This is a genomic window from Pseudomonas sp. YJ42 (genome assembly GCF_047225135.1).
In the GTDB taxonomy this organism is placed as follows: Bacteria; Pseudomonadota; Gammaproteobacteria; order Pseudomonadales; family Pseudomonadaceae; genus Stutzerimonas; species Stutzerimonas stutzeri_E.
The window spans coordinates 4,635,107-4,650,156 of record NZ_CP178378.1; the positions used below are offsets into that span (position 1 = coordinate 4,635,107).

General features: G+C 62.8%; 14 protein-coding genes and 1 pseudogene. 11 read left to right on the top strand and 4 right to left on the bottom strand.

What is annotated here, in order from left to right; all coding sequences use genetic code 11:
* Positions 1-375: 375 nt before the first annotated feature.
* The 3 genes and pseudogenes from ACL0K2_RS21530 to ACL0K2_RS21540 form a co-directional block, all read left to right on the top strand.
* Positions 376-507: pseudogene (locus ACL0K2_RS21530) on the top strand (HAMP domain-containing protein); the annotation flags it as partial.
* Between the two features lie 144 nt (positions 508-651).
* Positions 652-1,365, top strand: a complete 714-nt coding sequence (locus tag ACL0K2_RS21535) for a methyl-accepting chemotaxis protein (RefSeq protein WP_413044502.1) — start codon at positions 652-654, stop codon at positions 1,363-1,365.
* A gap of 182 nt (positions 1,366-1,547) precedes the next feature.
* On the top strand, positions 1,548-2,864 hold the full coding sequence (locus ACL0K2_RS21540) for an APC family permease (protein ID WP_045161733.1): 1,317 nt from the start codon (positions 1,548-1,550) through the stop codon (positions 2,862-2,864).
* Here ACL0K2_RS21540 and ACL0K2_RS21545 read toward each other — a convergent pair whose 3' ends face one another.
* A complete protein-coding gene (locus ACL0K2_RS21545; RefSeq protein WP_413043391.1) occupies positions 2,865-3,905 on the bottom strand; it encodes a metal-dependent hydrolase in 1,041 nt (346 codons plus the stop codon). It lies immediately after the preceding gene.
* A gap of 135 nt (positions 3,906-4,040) precedes the next feature.
* Here ACL0K2_RS21545 and arfB point away from each other — a divergent pair, with 135 nt between their 5' ends.
* Positions 4,041-4,454 (top strand): alternative ribosome rescue aminoacyl-tRNA hydrolase ArfB, encoded by a 414-nt coding sequence (arfB, locus tag ACL0K2_RS21550; protein WP_045161394.1) that lies wholly within the window; start codon positions 4,041-4,043, stop codon positions 4,452-4,454.
* Positions 4,455-4,563: 109 nt separating this feature from the next.
* Here arfB and ACL0K2_RS21555 read toward each other — a convergent pair whose 3' ends face one another.
* A complete protein-coding gene (locus ACL0K2_RS21555; RefSeq protein ID WP_045161395.1) occupies positions 4,564-5,874 on the bottom strand; it encodes an MFS transporter in 1,311 nt (436 codons plus the stop codon).
* Positions 5,875-6,155: 281 nt separating this feature from the next.
* On the bottom strand, positions 6,156-7,046 hold the full coding sequence (locus ACL0K2_RS21560; protein WP_413043392.1) for a LysR family transcriptional regulator: 891 nt from the start codon (positions 7,044-7,046) through the stop codon (positions 6,156-6,158).
* A gap of 122 nt (positions 7,047-7,168) precedes the next feature.
* On the opposite strand from ACL0K2_RS21560, the gene ACL0K2_RS21565 reads away from it, so the two are divergent.
* From ACL0K2_RS21565 to ACL0K2_RS21595, 7 genes are all read left to right on the top strand, one after another.
* Complete coding sequence (locus ACL0K2_RS21565; protein WP_045161397.1) at positions 7,169-7,990, top strand: MaoC family dehydratase N-terminal domain-containing protein; 822 nt, start codon at positions 7,169-7,171, stop codon at positions 7,988-7,990.
* Positions 7,991-8,122: 132 nt separating this feature from the next.
* A complete protein-coding gene (locus ACL0K2_RS21570; protein WP_413043393.1) occupies positions 8,123-9,286 on the top strand; it encodes an acyl-CoA dehydrogenase family protein in 1,164 nt (387 codons plus the stop codon).
* A 120-nt stretch (positions 9,287-9,406) separates the two neighbouring features.
* Positions 9,407-9,823: a VOC family protein gene (locus ACL0K2_RS21575; RefSeq protein ID WP_045161399.1), complete on the top strand. Its 417-nt coding sequence runs from the start codon at positions 9,407-9,409 to the stop codon at positions 9,821-9,823.
* Positions 9,820-11,172, top strand: coding sequence for an MmgE/PrpD family protein (locus tag ACL0K2_RS21580; protein WP_413043394.1), 1,353 nt, complete (start codon positions 9,820-9,822; stop codon positions 11,170-11,172). Before ACL0K2_RS21575 ends, ACL0K2_RS21580 begins: the two co-directional genes overlap by 4 nt.
* Positions 11,173-11,297: 125 nt before the next feature.
* Positions 11,298-12,503: a CaiB/BaiF CoA transferase family protein gene (locus ACL0K2_RS21585; protein ID WP_413043395.1), complete on the top strand. Its 1,206-nt coding sequence runs from the start codon at positions 11,298-11,300 to the stop codon at positions 12,501-12,503.
* A gap of 44 nt (positions 12,504-12,547) precedes the next feature.
* Complete coding sequence (locus ACL0K2_RS21590; protein WP_413043396.1) at positions 12,548-13,375, top strand: HpcH/HpaI aldolase/citrate lyase family protein; 828 nt, start codon at positions 12,548-12,550, stop codon at positions 13,373-13,375.
* Between the two features lie 57 nt (positions 13,376-13,432).
* A complete protein-coding gene (locus tag ACL0K2_RS21595; protein WP_045161404.1) occupies positions 13,433-14,422 on the top strand; it encodes a TRAP transporter substrate-binding protein in 990 nt (329 codons plus the stop codon).
* A 119-nt stretch (positions 14,423-14,541) separates the two neighbouring features.
* Here the strand turns inward: ACL0K2_RS21595 and ACL0K2_RS21600 are convergent, their stop codons facing one another.
* Positions 14,542-14,949, bottom strand: coding sequence for a PA2817 family protein (locus ACL0K2_RS21600; RefSeq protein ID WP_045161405.1), 408 nt, complete (start codon positions 14,947-14,949; stop codon positions 14,542-14,544).
* Positions 14,950-15,050 lie beyond the last annotated feature (101 nt).

Consider the following 15,050-nt stretch of genomic DNA (forward strand, 5'->3'; position numbering starts at 1 on the left):
AACGTTTTCCTCAGCAATAACGCCCAGGAGGCCGTCGATAGCTGGAACGAGACCTACGGCGATGTGACCAGGACCGGCGAAGGGCTGAAGACGTGGCTCAACGACGATCAGAAAGCCACCATGGATGGCGCACTCGCAGCGCTCGCCGCCTACGAACGGGCCTTTGCCGAGTTCCGTCGCAACCGCTCCGAGAGGATCGCCCTGGAAGGCACCATGGTCGCTCAGGCGCAGCGTGTGCTGGATACCGCCGACCAGGCTTTGGCGGGTGCCAACGAAGCGATGCAGGCTCAGCGCACCAGCGCTTACTTGCTGCTTGCAGTGATCACTGCCTTGGCCGTGATTCTCGGGCTGGGAGCGGCTATCGCCATCTCCCGCATGATCGTCCTGCCGCTACGCTACACCGTGCAGCTGGCGCAACGGGTCGCCGACGGCGATCTCACGCAGTCGGCTAAGGTCACGCGCCGCGATGAGCTTGGGCAGCTGCAGCAAACCATGTACGCCATGACGGAAAGTCTGCGTACCTTGATCGGCCGCATCGGCGGTAGCGTAGGGCAGATCGCCTCCGCCGCCGAGCAGCTGTCGGCGGTCACGGCGCAAACCAGTGTCGGTGTACAGAAGCAGCGTGAAGAGACGGATCAGGTCGCGACGGCGATGCATCAAATGGCCGCGACCGTGCAGGAAGTGGCACAAAATGCCGAGCAGGCGTCGTTGGCGGCACGTCAGGCTGATCAACAGGCTCGCCAGGGAGATCTGGTCGTCAAGGAAGCCATCGGTCAGATCGACAGCCTGTCCGGCGAAGTGGAGCATTCCGCGCATGCCATCGAAGAGTTGAACACCGAGAGTGGGCGCATCGGCAGTGTGCTCGAGGTGATTCGCGCGGTTGCCGAACAGACCAACTTGCTGGCGTTGAACGCGGCGATCGAAGCCGCCCGCGCAGGTGAGCAAGGCCGCGGCTTCGCCGTGGTGGCCGACGAGGTGCGCGCCTTGGCCCGTCGTACGCATGACTCCACCGAAGAGATCGAAGGCCTGATCGGCAATCTGCAGCGGGTCGCGCAGAAGGCCGTGGAGCAGATGCAGACCAGCCGTGAGCTGACCCAGCGTACTGTTGAATTGGCCAGCGAAGCCGGTATCGCACTCGGTCGTATCACCGACTCGGTGTCCACCATCGAGCAGATGAACCAGCAGATCGCCGCGGCGTCCGAGGAGCAGAGTGCGGTGGCCGAAAACATCACCGAGAGCGTAACCCGTGTGCGCGATATTGGTGAGCAGAGTGCCAGCGGTAGCGAGCAGACCGCTGGCGCCAGCGCCGAGCTGGCGCGTCTCGGTGTCGAACTGCAGGGAATGGTGGCGCGTTTCCGCACCTGATATCCGCGTCTTGTTGCAGCGAGGCCCCGATCATGTCGGGGCTTCGTCGTTTATGGCGCTGAACTCCTTCGAGGCTCCACCTATCTAGAACAGGAATGCGGCCCTGGTCGCACGCTGTGGAGATGCTCGATGAAGGTCGCGTCATTCCTCGCTGTCCGTTCCGGCGCCGGAGCGATCAGCCCATGAAAATCACTGCACGGGCCGCTGGCGAGTCTCGTCTGAAACAGGCGATCACCGGGCCGGCGCTGTTTCTGTTCATTCTCGGGGATGTCTTGGGCGCTGGCGTCTACGCGCTGGTGGGCAAGATTGCCGGCGAAGCGGGGGGCGCGGTCTGGGTGCCATTGCTGGTCGCCTTGGGGTTCGCGATGCTGACCGCGGCGTCTTACGCAGAACTGGTCAGCAAATACCCGAAAGCCGGTGGCGCAGCGGTGTTCGTGGAGCGCGCATTCGGCAAGCCGCTGCTGTCCTTTCTCGTGGGTTTCTGCATGCTCGCGGCTGGGGTGACCAGCGCCGCCGGGTTGTCTCTGGCGTTTGCTGGCGATTATCTGGGTGCCTTCGTCGATACACCGGCGGTGCCCACCGCACTGGCGTTCCTGGCCATCGTCGCGTTGCTCAATGCGCGTGGCATCAAGGAGTCGTTGGGGGCCAACGCGGTGATGACCGTCATCGAGGTGTCGGGCCTGTTGTTCGTCGTGGTACTGGCCGGCCGTTTCCTTTTGGGCGGGCAAGGTGAGCCGTCGCGCGTACTGGAATTTACGCCCGGTGTTTCGCCCGCCATTGCCGTACTGGGGGCGGCGCTGATCGCGTTCTATTCGTTCGTCGGTTTCGAGGTGTCCGCCAATGTCGCCGAAGAGGTCAAAGACGTTCGGCGCAACTATCCTCGTGCCTTGTTCGGCGCGCTCCTGGCGGCCGGGCTGGTCTACATGGGCGTCGGCATGGCCGCGACGGCAGTGCTTTCTCCGGCAACGCTGGCCGATTCATCCGCGCCTTTGCTGGACGTGGTACGAGCCACCGGTTATGCCGTGCCGGATTGGCTCTTCGCGGCCGTGGCGCTGGTGGCCGTTGCCAACGGCGCGCTGCTGACCATGATCATGTCCAGCCGTTTGGCCTATGGTATGGCCGACGAAGGGCTGCTGCCTGCGCCGCTGACCCGCGTTCTGCCAAAGCGGCGCACGCCCTGGCTGGCGATAATGGGAACGACCTTGCTGGCCATGCTTCTCACCGTGACCGGTACGCTGACGGCACTCGCCGAGACCGTGGTGCTGTTGCTGCTGTTCGTCTTCATGAGCACCAATGTGGCGGTGCTGGTGCTGCGCAAGGACAAGATCGCCGAGCCGCATTTTCGCACCCCGACCGTCCTGCCCCTGTTGGCGATCCTTTCCTGTGTGCTGCTGTTGTCCCAGCAAAGCGCGGGTACCTGGCTGCGTGCTGGGCTGTTGATGGCGCTTGGCGCCTCGCTCTACGGGATCGGCCACTGGCAGAAGCGGCGTCGACGCTAGTTAATGCCGATTCAGTTCCGCGGCCCACTCGGCTAACGGCAGGGCGGGTTGCTGCTGCCATATACGTTGCCAGATCAGCTCGAGCCGGCTCATATCGCCGCGCTCGGCGGGCAGCCGCTCGACGAAGGGGATCAACTGCCAGTCTTCGCCGCTGCGCTCGGCGAGGGCGAAGCGAAAGGGGTGAAAACCGGTCATGCCGAGCCGTAGGTCGGTCACCAGCAACTGACCGTCGATCTCGTCGTAACGCAGTACGCCGCCAGTGAACCACTGCAGCCGGGCATGTTGCGGCGACTCGCGCAGGACGTCGGCGAGCCGCGCGTCACGGTCGATGCGCACCAGCTCTGGCGGCTGGTCGTCGAACCAGCTCACCAGCGCTTCGTAGTAGTCGTCATCCTGGATGATGATCACACGCCAGAGCAGGCTGTTGAACGGCGTGGGCGCGCTGTACAGCTGGTTCGCCTGGAGACCGTGACTGGCCATCGTCTTTTCCACGCGCTGCTCGGCCATCTGTTTGCCGGCTAGCGTGAAGGCCAGATACAGCGACGTCACGACCAAGGCCAGGACAGGCACGCGAGGGCTGTGGCCCTTCAAACCGACGATCGCCCCGGCCAGCACCGCCAGCAGCAGGGGCACGCTGTACATCGGATCGATGATGAACACGCTGGACCAGGCCACCGGCGGCGTGGTCAACGGCCAGAACAGCTGGGTGCCGTAGCTGGTGAAGGCATCGAGCAGGACATGGGTCACCAGCACCAGCCAGACCGTTAGAAACAGGCGCATGCCGCTGTAGCCCGGGTCGGGTCGTACTCGCCGGGCCAGCCAGGTTAATGCGACGGCGAGCAGGCTGAGAACGAACATCGAGTGGCTGAAGCCCCGGTGATAGGTCATGTCGGCGACGGCATCACCGTAGTCGATCACCACGTCCAGATCGGGCAGCGTGCCCAGTACTGCGCCATACAGCAGTGCCTTGCGGCCCTGCCAACGGCCAAGCAACGACGCTTGAACGGTGGCACCGAGAAGGGCCTGGGTAATCGAGTCCATGCGGGTTTCCATCGGCTGTGAGCACGCTACAGTAGCCGAACCGGCCCACTTGCAGCGGCTCAAAATCTTATAAAAACATGTCCGTGCGGCTTGGCTGATGGACAATACCCGCTCACCTCAACCAGCGATGGGCCGATGCTCGAGATATCCAACAGCGTGCAGCTAGCCGACAGCGAGATCGAACTGACCGCCATTCGCGCCCAAGGCGCGGGTGGGCAAAACGTCAACAAAGTCTCCAGCGCATTGCACCTGCGCTTCGATATCAACGCGTCCTCGTTGCCCGATTTCTATAAGGAACGCCTGCTGGCGTTGCGTGACAGCCGGATAACCGGGGACGGCGTCATCGTTATCAAGGCGCAGCAGTACCGCACCCAGGAGCAGAACCGCGCCGATGCCTTGGAGCGCCTCGCGGAACTGATCCGCAGCGTGGCGAAAGTCGAAAAGGCGCGGCGCCCGACGCGGCCGACGCTGGGCTCGAAAAAGCGCCGTCTCGAAGGCAAGAGCAAGCGCGGCGCGATCAAGGCCGGGCGCGGCAAGGTGGATTTCTAAAAGGAGCCGGCATTGTGGGCAGGCGCGGCGTGTGGGTACCTGCGGTTTGCCAGGATGGTGGCCTGGCGCTAACCGTCCGGGTACCGGCTGGCGCTGGCCTCGCCGTCATTCAATGGGTGCCGGTGCGTGGCTCGACGATGGTTTCCTCGGGCAGGTCGTCGTCGATGTCCGACTCGGTGGCTGCGGTCTCGGTGGTATCGCCCTCCGGCGTGTCCGGCATCAGCTCCAACACCGTGTGGCTGGTACGCAGCATCGGTGTGAAGTGACCGTGCGGCTCGGTTACCAGATCGAACACCCGGCGTGAGCGGAAGTAGGAATAGATAGCCAGGAACGCCAGGGTCACGGCGAAGAATACCGGCAGCGCCTTGGGCCCGAAGACGCTCATCAAGCCACCAGCGACCACCGGACCGAAGGCGGCACCGAAGCCGTTGGCCAGCAGCAAGCCACTGGAGCCGGAGAGAATTTCGTCCGGGTGCAACTGGTCGACCATCTGCGCCACGGCAATGGAATAGATCGAAAAAGCCAGGCCGCCCCAGAGAAACATCATCCCCAACAGCAACGGGCCGGACGTCAGGGGTGTGATCAGGCCGCCGAGGATCGCGGCGATGGCCACGACCCAGAGCAGCACCAGGCGACGGTCATGCTTGTCGGAAAACAGCCCGATCGGCCATTGCAGCACGGCGCCCCCGAGGATGGTCACGCTCATCAGCAGGCCCACTCCGGATGCATCGAAACCGCTTTGCGATGCATAGACCGGTGCCAGTCCCCAGAAGCCGCCCAGGGTCAGACCCGAGACCCCGGCAGCCATTAGGGGGAGTGGGGCGATTCGTGCCAGTTGCAGCAGGTCGGTAGCCGGCATGTCCGGTTGCGCGGGTTGCGCCTGGCGGGTCAGGGTGATCGGCATCAACGCAGCGCAAATGAGGATGGCCGCCAGCGCGAACAGGGTGAAATTCATCGGGCTGTCGAGGCTCAACAGCTGCTGGGCGGCAGCCAGCGCACCGAGGTTGACGGCCATGTACAAGGCGAATACCTGGCCGCGTTTTTCGCCACTGACCTGGGCGTTGAGCCAGCTCTCGATGACCATGTACAGCGTGACCAGGGCTACGCCATAGAGCAGGCGCAACACCAGCCACACCCAAGGATTGACGATCAGCACGTGCATCAGCACGGCGACCGATGCCAGGGCCGCGTAGAAGGCGAAGGTACGAATGTGGCCGACGCGGCGGATCAACGACGGTGCGAGCCAGGTGCCGACGAGGAAGCCGGCGAAGTACCCCGACATCAGCAGACCAATCATTCCGGTGGAATAACCCTCGGCGATGCCGCGCAGCGTTAGCAGCGTGTTCAGCAGTCCGTGGCCGAGCAGTAGTAATGCAACGCCGCCCAGCAGCGAGCTGATGGGGGCAAACAAGGACGTCATGGCAAACAACCCTAAGCAAAAAATCCGTGAGGGCAGGCGGCCCGGCCAGGGCAGCTTGCCGTTATAAGCTTCTGAAAAACCTCGGCTAATCCATCATTGATGGTTTCAACGCATGCAGCTTGGGCAGCGCTTTTGTCCGAGGATTCAACACGAGGCGCATTTTCCAGCGAAGCGCCTCAAACCGTTACGTCGATCGCGTCCAGCTTGCTGTCCCACGGTCGCAATTGCGGCTGGGTGCAGGTCCAGACTCGCCGTTGATGCGTAAAGCTTGGCTCAAACTTTCAGCTTTGTCCTGGTAGAAGCGTTGCGATTAGCGCACGAACGCTTCCCGGCAGGGCGTCTAGATCGCGAACCAGGATGCTGCGCTCGCGGATGGCCCAGGGTTCGCCGAGCTCGATCAGCGCCAGTTGCATGGTGCGGCTGTGACGGCGCGCGGACGATTCCGGAATGATACCGACACCGACTCCCGCCTCGATCATCCGGCACACAGCCTCGAAACTGGAGAGCTGGATGCGCAGTGAAAGGGTGCCGCCGAGCTTCTCTACCTGATCCCGAAGAAAGGCCAGTAATGTGCTGCCTTCATGAAGCCCAATGTGCTGATAGCTCAGCGTCTGTCGCAGCGTGACCCGTTTTTCCACCGCCAGCGGATGTCCGAGTGGCACCGCCAGCAGCAGACGGTCAGTGCTGAAATGCAGAATCTGTAAGCCTTCAGCCTGTACCGGCCCGGCAATGATGCCCATGTCCGTGCTGCCATCGAGCACGCCACGCACGATGTCACGGCTCAGCCGTTCCTGCAGGTCGACGGTTACACCGGGGCGCTGCGAGAGAAAACCGGCCAGTATCTCGGGTAGAAACTCGGTGACCGCCGTGGTATTGGCGAAGATACGGATATGCCCAGTCGAATCGGTGCTGTACTCGGTGAATTCGCTCTTGAGATACTCCACCTGGCGCATGATCAGCCGGGCGTGTTGCAGCAGCTTGTGTCCGGCTGGCGTCAGTTCGACGCCCCGGCTGTCGCGATAGAGCAGACGGCTTTCCAGCTGACCTTCCAACGCTTTGATACGCGCGCTGGCGGCCGCCGGTGACAGGTGTGCGCGCCGCGCGCCCTGAGTCAGGCTAGGCGACTCGGCGATATGGATAAACAGGCGAAGATCGGCCAGATCGAAGTGCATTTTGAGGGACTCGGCGAAAGTTCGGCGTTCAGCATAGCCGAACGGTGGTTTTGTTAAATGCAGATTCTCGGAACGCCAGCTGAGTTGCATGCTACGGCGAAACAAGACAGCCGGAGCCGGTAATGACCGATGTAAATGCCTGGGTAGGCCGTACCGAAGAAGTGCATGACCAACTCAGCCGCAATCTGCTGATGCGCATTGCCGCGACTCTGGGAGAGCCGACTCCGGCCCATGGCGAGCCGCTGCCGGCGCTGTGGCAATGGTGTTTTTTTCAGGAACCGGTTGTTGAAAGCGGCCTTGGCGAGGACGGTCATCCGGCAAGAGGGGGCTTCCTGCCGCCGGCTGACAACCGCAATCGCATGTGGGCCGGTGGCCGTGTCGAGTTCATCGAACCACTCGCGGCGGGTGCCGAAGCCACGCGTGTATCCACCATCAAACAGGTCGAGGAGAAGCAGGGTCGCACCGGCGCGCTGCTGTTCGTCACTGTGCAGCACGACTATCTACAGGACGGGCGGCTGGCAATCCGGGAAGAGCAGGACATCGTCTACCGCGAACCCAGTCCGCCGAAGACCCGCAGCGGCGAGCCGATGGTAGCCGGCGATTGGCGTGAGGCGGTGACGCCGACGCCGACGCTGCTGTTCCGCTATTCGGCCGTTACCTTCAACGGCCACCGCATTCATTACGACTGGCCTTATGTCACCGAAGCCGAAGGTTATTCGGGGCTGGTCGTGCATGGCCCGCTGATCGCCACACTGAGTTTGCGTGCGTTCTGTCGCGCTCATCCAGAGGCACGTCTCAAGCGCTTTTCCTATCGCGGTCTGCGTCCGTTGATCGCACCACATCCTTTCGAAGTGGGCGGGCGCATCGTCGCGCCGGGCAAGGCCGAACTCTGGGCCGGCGATCACAAGGGCCTGGCGCAAAAAGCCGACGTGGAATTCGACTGAGTAACGAATCGTAGGGTGGATCGGGACGCGCAGTCGTCGCTTTTTACATCCACCGAAGGCCCTGGGCAGTGGATCGGTAAAGCGTGATCCACCCTCCGTCTGCCGCGACAACCAGAAGTAGTGAGAACCGAGATGACGCCGAACAAGAGCGAAGAACTGAATTTCATCCGTGAAGGCGTACGCGCACTCTGCGCCGAGTTCACGGCTGAATACTGGCGCAAGATCGACGAGCAGAAGGGCTTCCCGGAAGCCTTCGTCAGCGCCCTGACCGAAGCAGGCTGGCTGTCGGCGATGATCCCGGAAGAATATGGTGGCTCGGGGCTTGGCCTGGCCGAAGCCTCGGTCATCCTTGAAGAAGTGAACCGTTGCGGCGGCAACTCCGGCACCGTGCATGGGCAGATGTACAACATGTTCACTCTGCTACGAAACGGCAGCGATGAGCAGAGGCGTTACTACCTGCCCAAGCTGGCCAGCGGCGAGCTGCGCCTGCAGTCGATGGGCGTCACCGAACCCACCACCGGTACCGACACCACCAAGATCAAGACCACCGCGGTGCGCCAAGGCGACAAGTACCTGATCAACGGCCAGAAGGTCTGGATCTCACGCGTACAGCATTCGGATCTGATGATCCTGCTGGCGCGCACTACGCCGCTGGCCGAGGTGAAGAAGAAATCCGAGGGCATGTCGATCTTCCTGGTCGATCTGCGCGAGGCCATCGGCAACGGCCTGACCGTCCAGCCGATCGCCAACATGGTCAACCATGAGACCAACGAGCTGTTCTTCGACAATCTGGAGATTCCCGCCAGCAGCCTGATTGGCGAAGAGGGCAAGGGCTTTCGCTATATCCTCGACGGGCTCAACGCCGAGCGCACCCTGATCGCCGCTGAGTGCATCGGTGACGGTCGTTGGTTCATCGAGAAATCCGCCGCTTACGCTCGCGATCGGGTGGTCTTCGGCCGGCCTATCGGGCAGAACCAGGGCGTGCAGTTCCCCATCGCCGAGGCGCATATCGAGATCGAGGCCGCTGACCTGATGCGCTGGCGCGCCTGCGAGGAATATGACGCCGGGCTCAACGCCGGAGCGGCGGCGAACATGGCCAAGTACCTGGCGGCGAAAGCCAGCTGGGAGGCGGCCAACGCCTGCCTGCAGACCCACGGTGGATTCGGCTTTGCCAATGAATACGACGTCGAGCGCAAGTTTCGCGAGACCCGGCTGTACCAGGTGGCGCCGATTTCCACCAATCTGATCCTGTCTTACGTGGCCGAGCATCTGCTCGAACTGCCACGCTCGTTTTAACCGAGCCGAACGTAGCGTGGAAAACGGCGAAGCCTTTTCCACGCGTTTCGAACAGGCGACACGGTGGCGGAAAAGGCCTTACGACCATTTCCGCCAGAGGGCACGCGAAGGAGTCATGCCATGCAAATCGACCACCTCGACCATCTGGTCCTGACCGTCGCCGATATCGAGGCCACGCTGGACTTCTACACCCGCGTGCTCGGCATGCAGGTGGTGATTTTCGGCGAAGGCCGCAAAGCACTCTCGTTCGGTCAGCAGAAGATCAACCTTCACCAGGCCGGGCGCGAGTTCGAACCCAAGGCGGAACGGCCCACCCCTGGATCAGCGGATCTCTGTTTCATCGTCGCCACGCCGGTGGATGCAGTTGTTGCTCACCTCGAACGCCAGGGCGTAACGATCGTCGAGGGTCCGGTGCAGCGCACCGGCGCAACCGGGCCTATCCGCTCGGTATATGTGCGCGATCCCGATCTCAATCTCATCGAGCTATCCAACCGACTGGCCAATTCCTCGACCAACCCACTGGAGGCTGCGTCATGAGTCAGCATACCCAGGCGCTCACCGAATTCCTTGCCGGGCTGCGCTACGAGCAAATTCCCGATGCGGTGCTGGCGCGCACCGAAGACCTATTCCTCGACTGGTTCGGTTCAGCACTGGCCAGCGCGGGCTCGCATCCGATTCCGTTGTTCGAGAGTTATGCTGCCTGCATGGGCCCGGCTGATGGCCCGGCACGGATCTTCGTCAATCGCCGCGGCAGTTCTGCCTATTTCGCCGCACTGGTCAACGGGGCCAGCTCGCACCTCGTCGAGCAGGACGACCTGCACAACAGCTCGGTGCTGCACCCGGCAACGGTGGTGTTTCCCGCTGCACTGGCCGCCGCCCAGGATCTCGGCAAGTCCGGCCGCGAGCTGCTGCTGGCGTCGATCGCAGGCTACGAAGCCGGTATTCGCATCGGTGAGTTCCTCGGTCGCTCGCACTACCGGATCTTCCACACCACCGCGACCGTCGGCACCCTTGCGGCGGCCGTGGCAGTGGGCAAGCTGCTGAATTTCGATCAGCGACAGTTCAACCACCTGCTAGGAAGCGCCGGCACCCAGGCCGCCGGGCTCTGGGAGTTCCTCCGTGATGCTGCCGACTCCAAACAGCTGCATACGGCCAAGGCGGCCGCTGACGGTCTGCTGGCCGCCTACCTGACCGCCGACGGCCTGACGGGGGCGCAGGACATCCTCGAAGGCGAGCAGGGAATGGGGGCCGGAATGTCCAGCGATGCCGACCCGAGCAAGCTGTCGGACCGCCTCGGCACGCGCTGGGCGCTGGCGGAAACCTCCTTCAAATATCACGCCTCGTGCCGTCATACCCATCCGGCCGCCGATGCTTTGCTAGAGCTGATGCAGCGAGAAGGGCTCAAGGCAGAGGACATCGCCAGCGTCACCACCCGCGTGCATCAGGGTGCTATCGACGTGCTCGGCCGGGTGGTGGTGCCGCAGACGGTGCACCAGGCCAAGTTCAGCATGGGCACCGTGCTCGGATTGATTGCCCTGTACGGCAAGGCCGGGCTGACCGAATTCCATACTCACGCGCTCAGCGACACGCGTGTCGGCGAGTTTCGCGAGAAGGTTTCGATGCTGCTCGATCCCGAAGTCGATGGTGCCTATCCGTCGCGCTGGCTAGGCCGCGTGACGGTGCAGACCACGGACGGCCGCACCCTGAACGGGGCGATCGACGAACCCAAGGGCGATCCGGGAAACACCCTCAGCCGCGACGAGCTGGAAGACAAGTTTCGCCGCCTGGTGCAGTTCTCCGGTGCGCGAAGCGATGACGAGGCGGGCGTGCTGATCGACAAGGTCTGGCGGCTGCGCGAGCTGCAGCGGCTGGACGCGCTGGCCTGAATCGTAGGGTGGGTGATGGCGAGGCCTCACCCACCAGTGCAGCGCCAGCTTCGCAGAGAATTGAACCGACGCGTGGAAAAGGCTTCGCCGTTTTCCACCCTACGCCGAATTTGCAGGAACCGAACATGAACGACACCCAAGCCAAACCCCGCCCACTCGATGGCATCACCGTGGTTAGCCTCGAGCACGCCATTGCCGCGCCGTTCTGTACGCGTCAATTGGCGGACCTGGGTGCTCGGGTGATCAAGATCGAGCGTCCAGGGGCTGGAGATTTCGCCCGTGGTTACGACGAACGCGTCGATGGCCTGGCCTCACATTTCGTCTGGACCAACCGCTCCAAGGAAAGCCTAACGCTCGATGTGAAACAGGATGCTGCCGGCGAGGTTCTCGAACAACTGTTGAACAATGCTGATGTGTTGGTGCAAAACCTCGCACCTGGCGCTGCGGCGCGCATGGGACTGTCGTTCGAATCCTTGCACGAGCGCTTTCCACGGCTGATCGTCTGCGACATCTCCGGCTACGGCGAAGGCGGCCCTTACGAACAGAAGAAGGCCTACGACCTGCTGATCCAGAGTGAGGGGGGATTTCTCTCGGTCACGGGTGGCCCAGGCGAGACCGAGATGGCCAAGGCCGGTTGTTCAATCGCCGACATCGCCGCCGGCATGTATGCCTACACCGGGGTGCTGTCGGCATTGATGCTGCGTGACAAGACGGGCGAGGGCAGCCGGGTGGATGTGAGCATGCTGGAAAGCCTAGTGGAATGGATGGGCTACCCGTTGTACTACGCCTACGACGGCGCACCGCCGCCACCGCGTGCCGGTGCCGCCCACGCCACCATCTATCCCTACGGACCGTTCCCCGCCGGGGATGGCGGTACCGTGATGCTTGGCCTGCAGAACGAGCGCGAATGGCAGATGTTCTGCGACAAGGTGCTGCTGCGCCCTGAACTGGCCGTCGACGCGCGCTTTTCCGCCAATTTCAAGCGTTCGGAAAACCGCTCGGCGCTGCGCACGATCATTGTCGAGACGTTCTCGTCCTTGAGTGCCGAACAGGTGATCGAGCGCCTCGAAGCGGCTTCCATCGCCAACGCCCACGTCAATGACATGGCGGGCGTCTGGGCGCATCCGCAGCTCAAGGCCCGTCAGCGTTGGAGCGAGGTGGAAAGCCCGTCCGGGCGGTTGCCGGCGCTCCTGCCGCCGGGTCGCAATACCGCATTCACGCCGCGCATGGATCCGATTCCCGCGCTCGGCCAGCACACCGATGCACTGCTCGCCGAACTCGGCTATGCGCCAGCCGATATCCAGCGACTCCATGAGCAGGGTGCGGTGTAGCGCTGCGTATAGCCGTCAGAACTTTCAGACTACGAGACCTTTCCATGAACCCAGGCATCATCCGTTCCGCATTGTTCGTCCCGGCCACGCGCCCGGATCGAATCCCCAAGGCGCTGGCGACGGGGGCCGATGCGGTGATCGTCGATCTTGAGGACGCCGTCGCTGAAGGTCTGAAGGCTCAGGCGCGGGCCGATCTGGAGGCTTTTCTCGCGACCGATCCGTCTGCGCGGGTGCTGGTCCGCATCAACGCGCCGGGACATGCGCAGCAAGCCGAGGATCTGAAGCTGTGCGCCGCGCACCCAGGTGTTATCGGCGTGCTCCTGCCCAAGGTAGAGAGCGCTGATCAGGTCGCGGCGGTTGCGGCCGCTGGCAAGCCGGTCTGGCCGATCGTCGAAAGTGCCCGTGGGCTGGCTGGGCTGGCTGAAATAGCGGCGGCCGCCGGTGTCGAGCGTTTGTCTTTCGGGGCGCTGGATCTGGCGCTGGACCTCGGTCTTGCCAGCGGCACGCCGGCCGCTGAGCGCATCCTCGATCAGGCGCGCTATGCGCTGCTGCTGCATTCACGTCTGGCGAATCTGGCGCCACCGCTGGACAGCGTATTTCCGGATATCAAGAACCTGCACGGCCTCGCCCAGGCTGTCGCCGACGCCCGCGACATGGGCTTCGGCGGGCTGCTGTGCATCCACCCCAGCCAGGTGGCTGTGGTGCACGACACGCTGATGCCCGGCGCCGACGAACTGGCCTGGGCTCAACGCGTCCTCGCGGCCGGTGCGTCCGACGGCGGGGTCTTCGTGGTGGACGGGCAGATGGTCGATGCTCCGGTGGTCGGCCGTGCCCGCTGCCTGCTGCAACGTGCCGGGCGGGCGGTTCCCTGACCGTCGCCATCGCCTGCAAACGTACCAACCGACAAAAACAAAAGGGGTACTCGCAAAATGTTGAAAATCAGTCTCAAGGCGCTCGTATGCGCGCTTTCCGTCTCTTTCGTCGGCCTTGTTCAGGCGGAGCCGATCACCATCAAGTTTTCTCATGTCGTAGCGGACAATACGCCCAAGGGGCAGGGCGCCCTGCTGTTCAAGAAGCTCGCCGAAGAACGCCTGCCGGGCCAGGTCAAGGTCGAGGTCTACCCCAACTCGTCGCTGTTCGGCGACGGCAAGGAGATGGAGGCGTTGCTGCTCGGCGACGTGCACATGCTGGCGCCGTCGCTGGCCAAGTTCGAGCATTACGCCAAGGCAATCCAGATCTTCGATCTGCCGTTCCTGTTCGATGACCTGGCCGCTGCCGACCGCTTCCAGAGCAGTCCGCAGGGCCGGGCGCTGCTGACCGCGATGGAGGACAAGAACATCACGGGCCTGGCCTATTGGCATAACGGAACCAAACAGATGTCGGCGAACAAACCGCTGCGCGAACCGAGCGATGCACGCGGACTCAAATTCCGCGTGCAGGCGTCGCAAGTGCTGGAGGAGCAGTTCAAGGCGGTGCGCGCCAACCCGCGCAAGATGAGCTTCGCTGAGGTGTATCAAGGCTTGCAGACAGGGGTCGTGAATGGCACTGAGAACACCTGGTCGAACTACGAGAGCCAGAAGGTGCATGAAGTACAGAAGTACATCACCGAGTCCGATCACGGCCTGATCGATTACATGGTCATTACCAATACGCAGTTCTGGAAAGGTCTACCGGATGACGTGCGCAGCGAACTGGAGCAGGTCATGGTCGAGGTTACCGCCGAGGTGAATCGTCAGGCGGATGAACTCAACCAGAAGGCCAAACGCACCATTGCCGCATCAGGCAAGAGCGAAATCATCCAACTGACCCCGGAAGAGCGCGGCCAGTGGCGCGAGGCGATGCGACCGGTGTGGAAGAAGTTCGAAAACGAAATCGGTGCCGATTTGATCAAGGCAGCCGAGGCGGCCAACCAGCCGTAAATCGAATCGGAGCCGCATGCTGAGACATGCGGCTCCGATTCGGGTCGACAGATGGCTTGACGTTCGTGCGGTCCGCCCAATGTGCGTCGAGGTCGCGCCGAGCGGCGATGGCGGATAACTCAGTGCCGTGGACTCTCTTCCGGCATGCTCAGCAGCTGTTTTTCCATGTTCCAGTCGAACGGCTCGTCGTTCTGCTCGGCGTCGTAACGGCGCTCTTCCAGCTTCTGGAAGATTTCGATCTCCTCGTCCGGCATGAAGTGCAGGCAATCGCCGCCGAAGTACCACAGCAGATCGCGTGGGACCAGATGGGCGATCTGTGGGTAACGGTGGAACACCTGGCAGATCATGTCCTGGCCCATGTGCCGTTCTTCCGGCACGTTCTGTAGGTTCATGATCAGCTCGTCGAAGCGCTCGAGGAACAGCGCATGGCTTTCTTCCGATACCTGCTCGGTTTCACCCATGGCAAGCAAAATGCCACGCAGATGGGCCAGCAGTGCCAGGTTGTGATCGTGATAGGGGTTGGCCATGGTTCACCTGTGTCGGGTTGGGCGCGGGATTATAAGGCGCCGCGCGAGTTATTGGGGGCCTGTCCAATTGACTCGACAGCATCGGCTGGGTTCGGTGCAGG

Bases quoted from the DNA above. Each gene is read 5' to 3' on its own strand.
- ACL0K2_RS21590 (WP_413043396.1), top strand. From the start codon at position 12,548: ATGAACCCAGGCATCATCCGTTCCGCATTGTTCGTCCCGGCCACGCGC.
- ACL0K2_RS21585 (WP_413043395.1), top strand. From the start codon at position 11,298: ATGAACGACACCCAAGCCAAACCCCGCCCACTCGATGGCATCACCGTG.
- ACL0K2_RS21575 (WP_045161399.1), top strand. From the start codon at position 9,407: ATGCAAATCGACCACCTCGACCATCTGGTCCTGACCGTCGCCGATATC.
- ACL0K2_RS21595 (WP_045161404.1), top strand. From the start codon at position 13,433: ATGTTGAAAATCAGTCTCAAGGCGCTCGTATGCGCGCTTTCCGTCTCT.
- ACL0K2_RS21560 (WP_413043392.1), bottom strand. From the start codon at position 7,046: ATGCACTTCGATCTGGCCGATCTTCGCCTGTTTATCCATATCGCCGAG.
- ACL0K2_RS21600 (WP_045161405.1), bottom strand. From the start codon at position 14,949: ATGGCCAACCCCTATCACGATCACAACCTGGCACTGCTGGCCCATCTG.
- ACL0K2_RS21570 (WP_413043393.1), top strand. From the start codon at position 8,123: ATGACGCCGAACAAGAGCGAAGAACTGAATTTCATCCGTGAAGGCGTA.
- ACL0K2_RS21555 (WP_045161395.1), bottom strand. From the start codon at position 5,874: ATGACGTCCTTGTTTGCCCCCATCAGCTCGCTGCTGGGCGGCGTTGCA.
- ACL0K2_RS21535 (WP_413044502.1), top strand. From the start codon at position 652: ATGCATCAAATGGCCGCGACCGTGCAGGAAGTGGCACAAAATGCCGAG.
- ACL0K2_RS21565 (WP_045161397.1), top strand. From the start codon at position 7,169: ATGACCGATGTAAATGCCTGGGTAGGCCGTACCGAAGAAGTGCATGAC.
- arfB (WP_045161394.1), top strand. From the start codon at position 4,041: ATGCTCGAGATATCCAACAGCGTGCAGCTAGCCGACAGCGAGATCGAA.
- ACL0K2_RS21545 (WP_413043391.1), bottom strand. From the start codon at position 3,905: ATGGACTCGATTACCCAGGCCCTTCTCGGTGCCACCGTTCAAGCGTCG.
- ACL0K2_RS21580 (WP_413043394.1), top strand. From the start codon at position 9,820: ATGAGTCAGCATACCCAGGCGCTCACCGAATTCCTTGCCGGGCTGCGC.
- ACL0K2_RS21540 (WP_045161733.1), top strand. From the start codon at position 1,548: ATGAAAATCACTGCACGGGCCGCTGGCGAGTCTCGTCTGAAACAGGCG.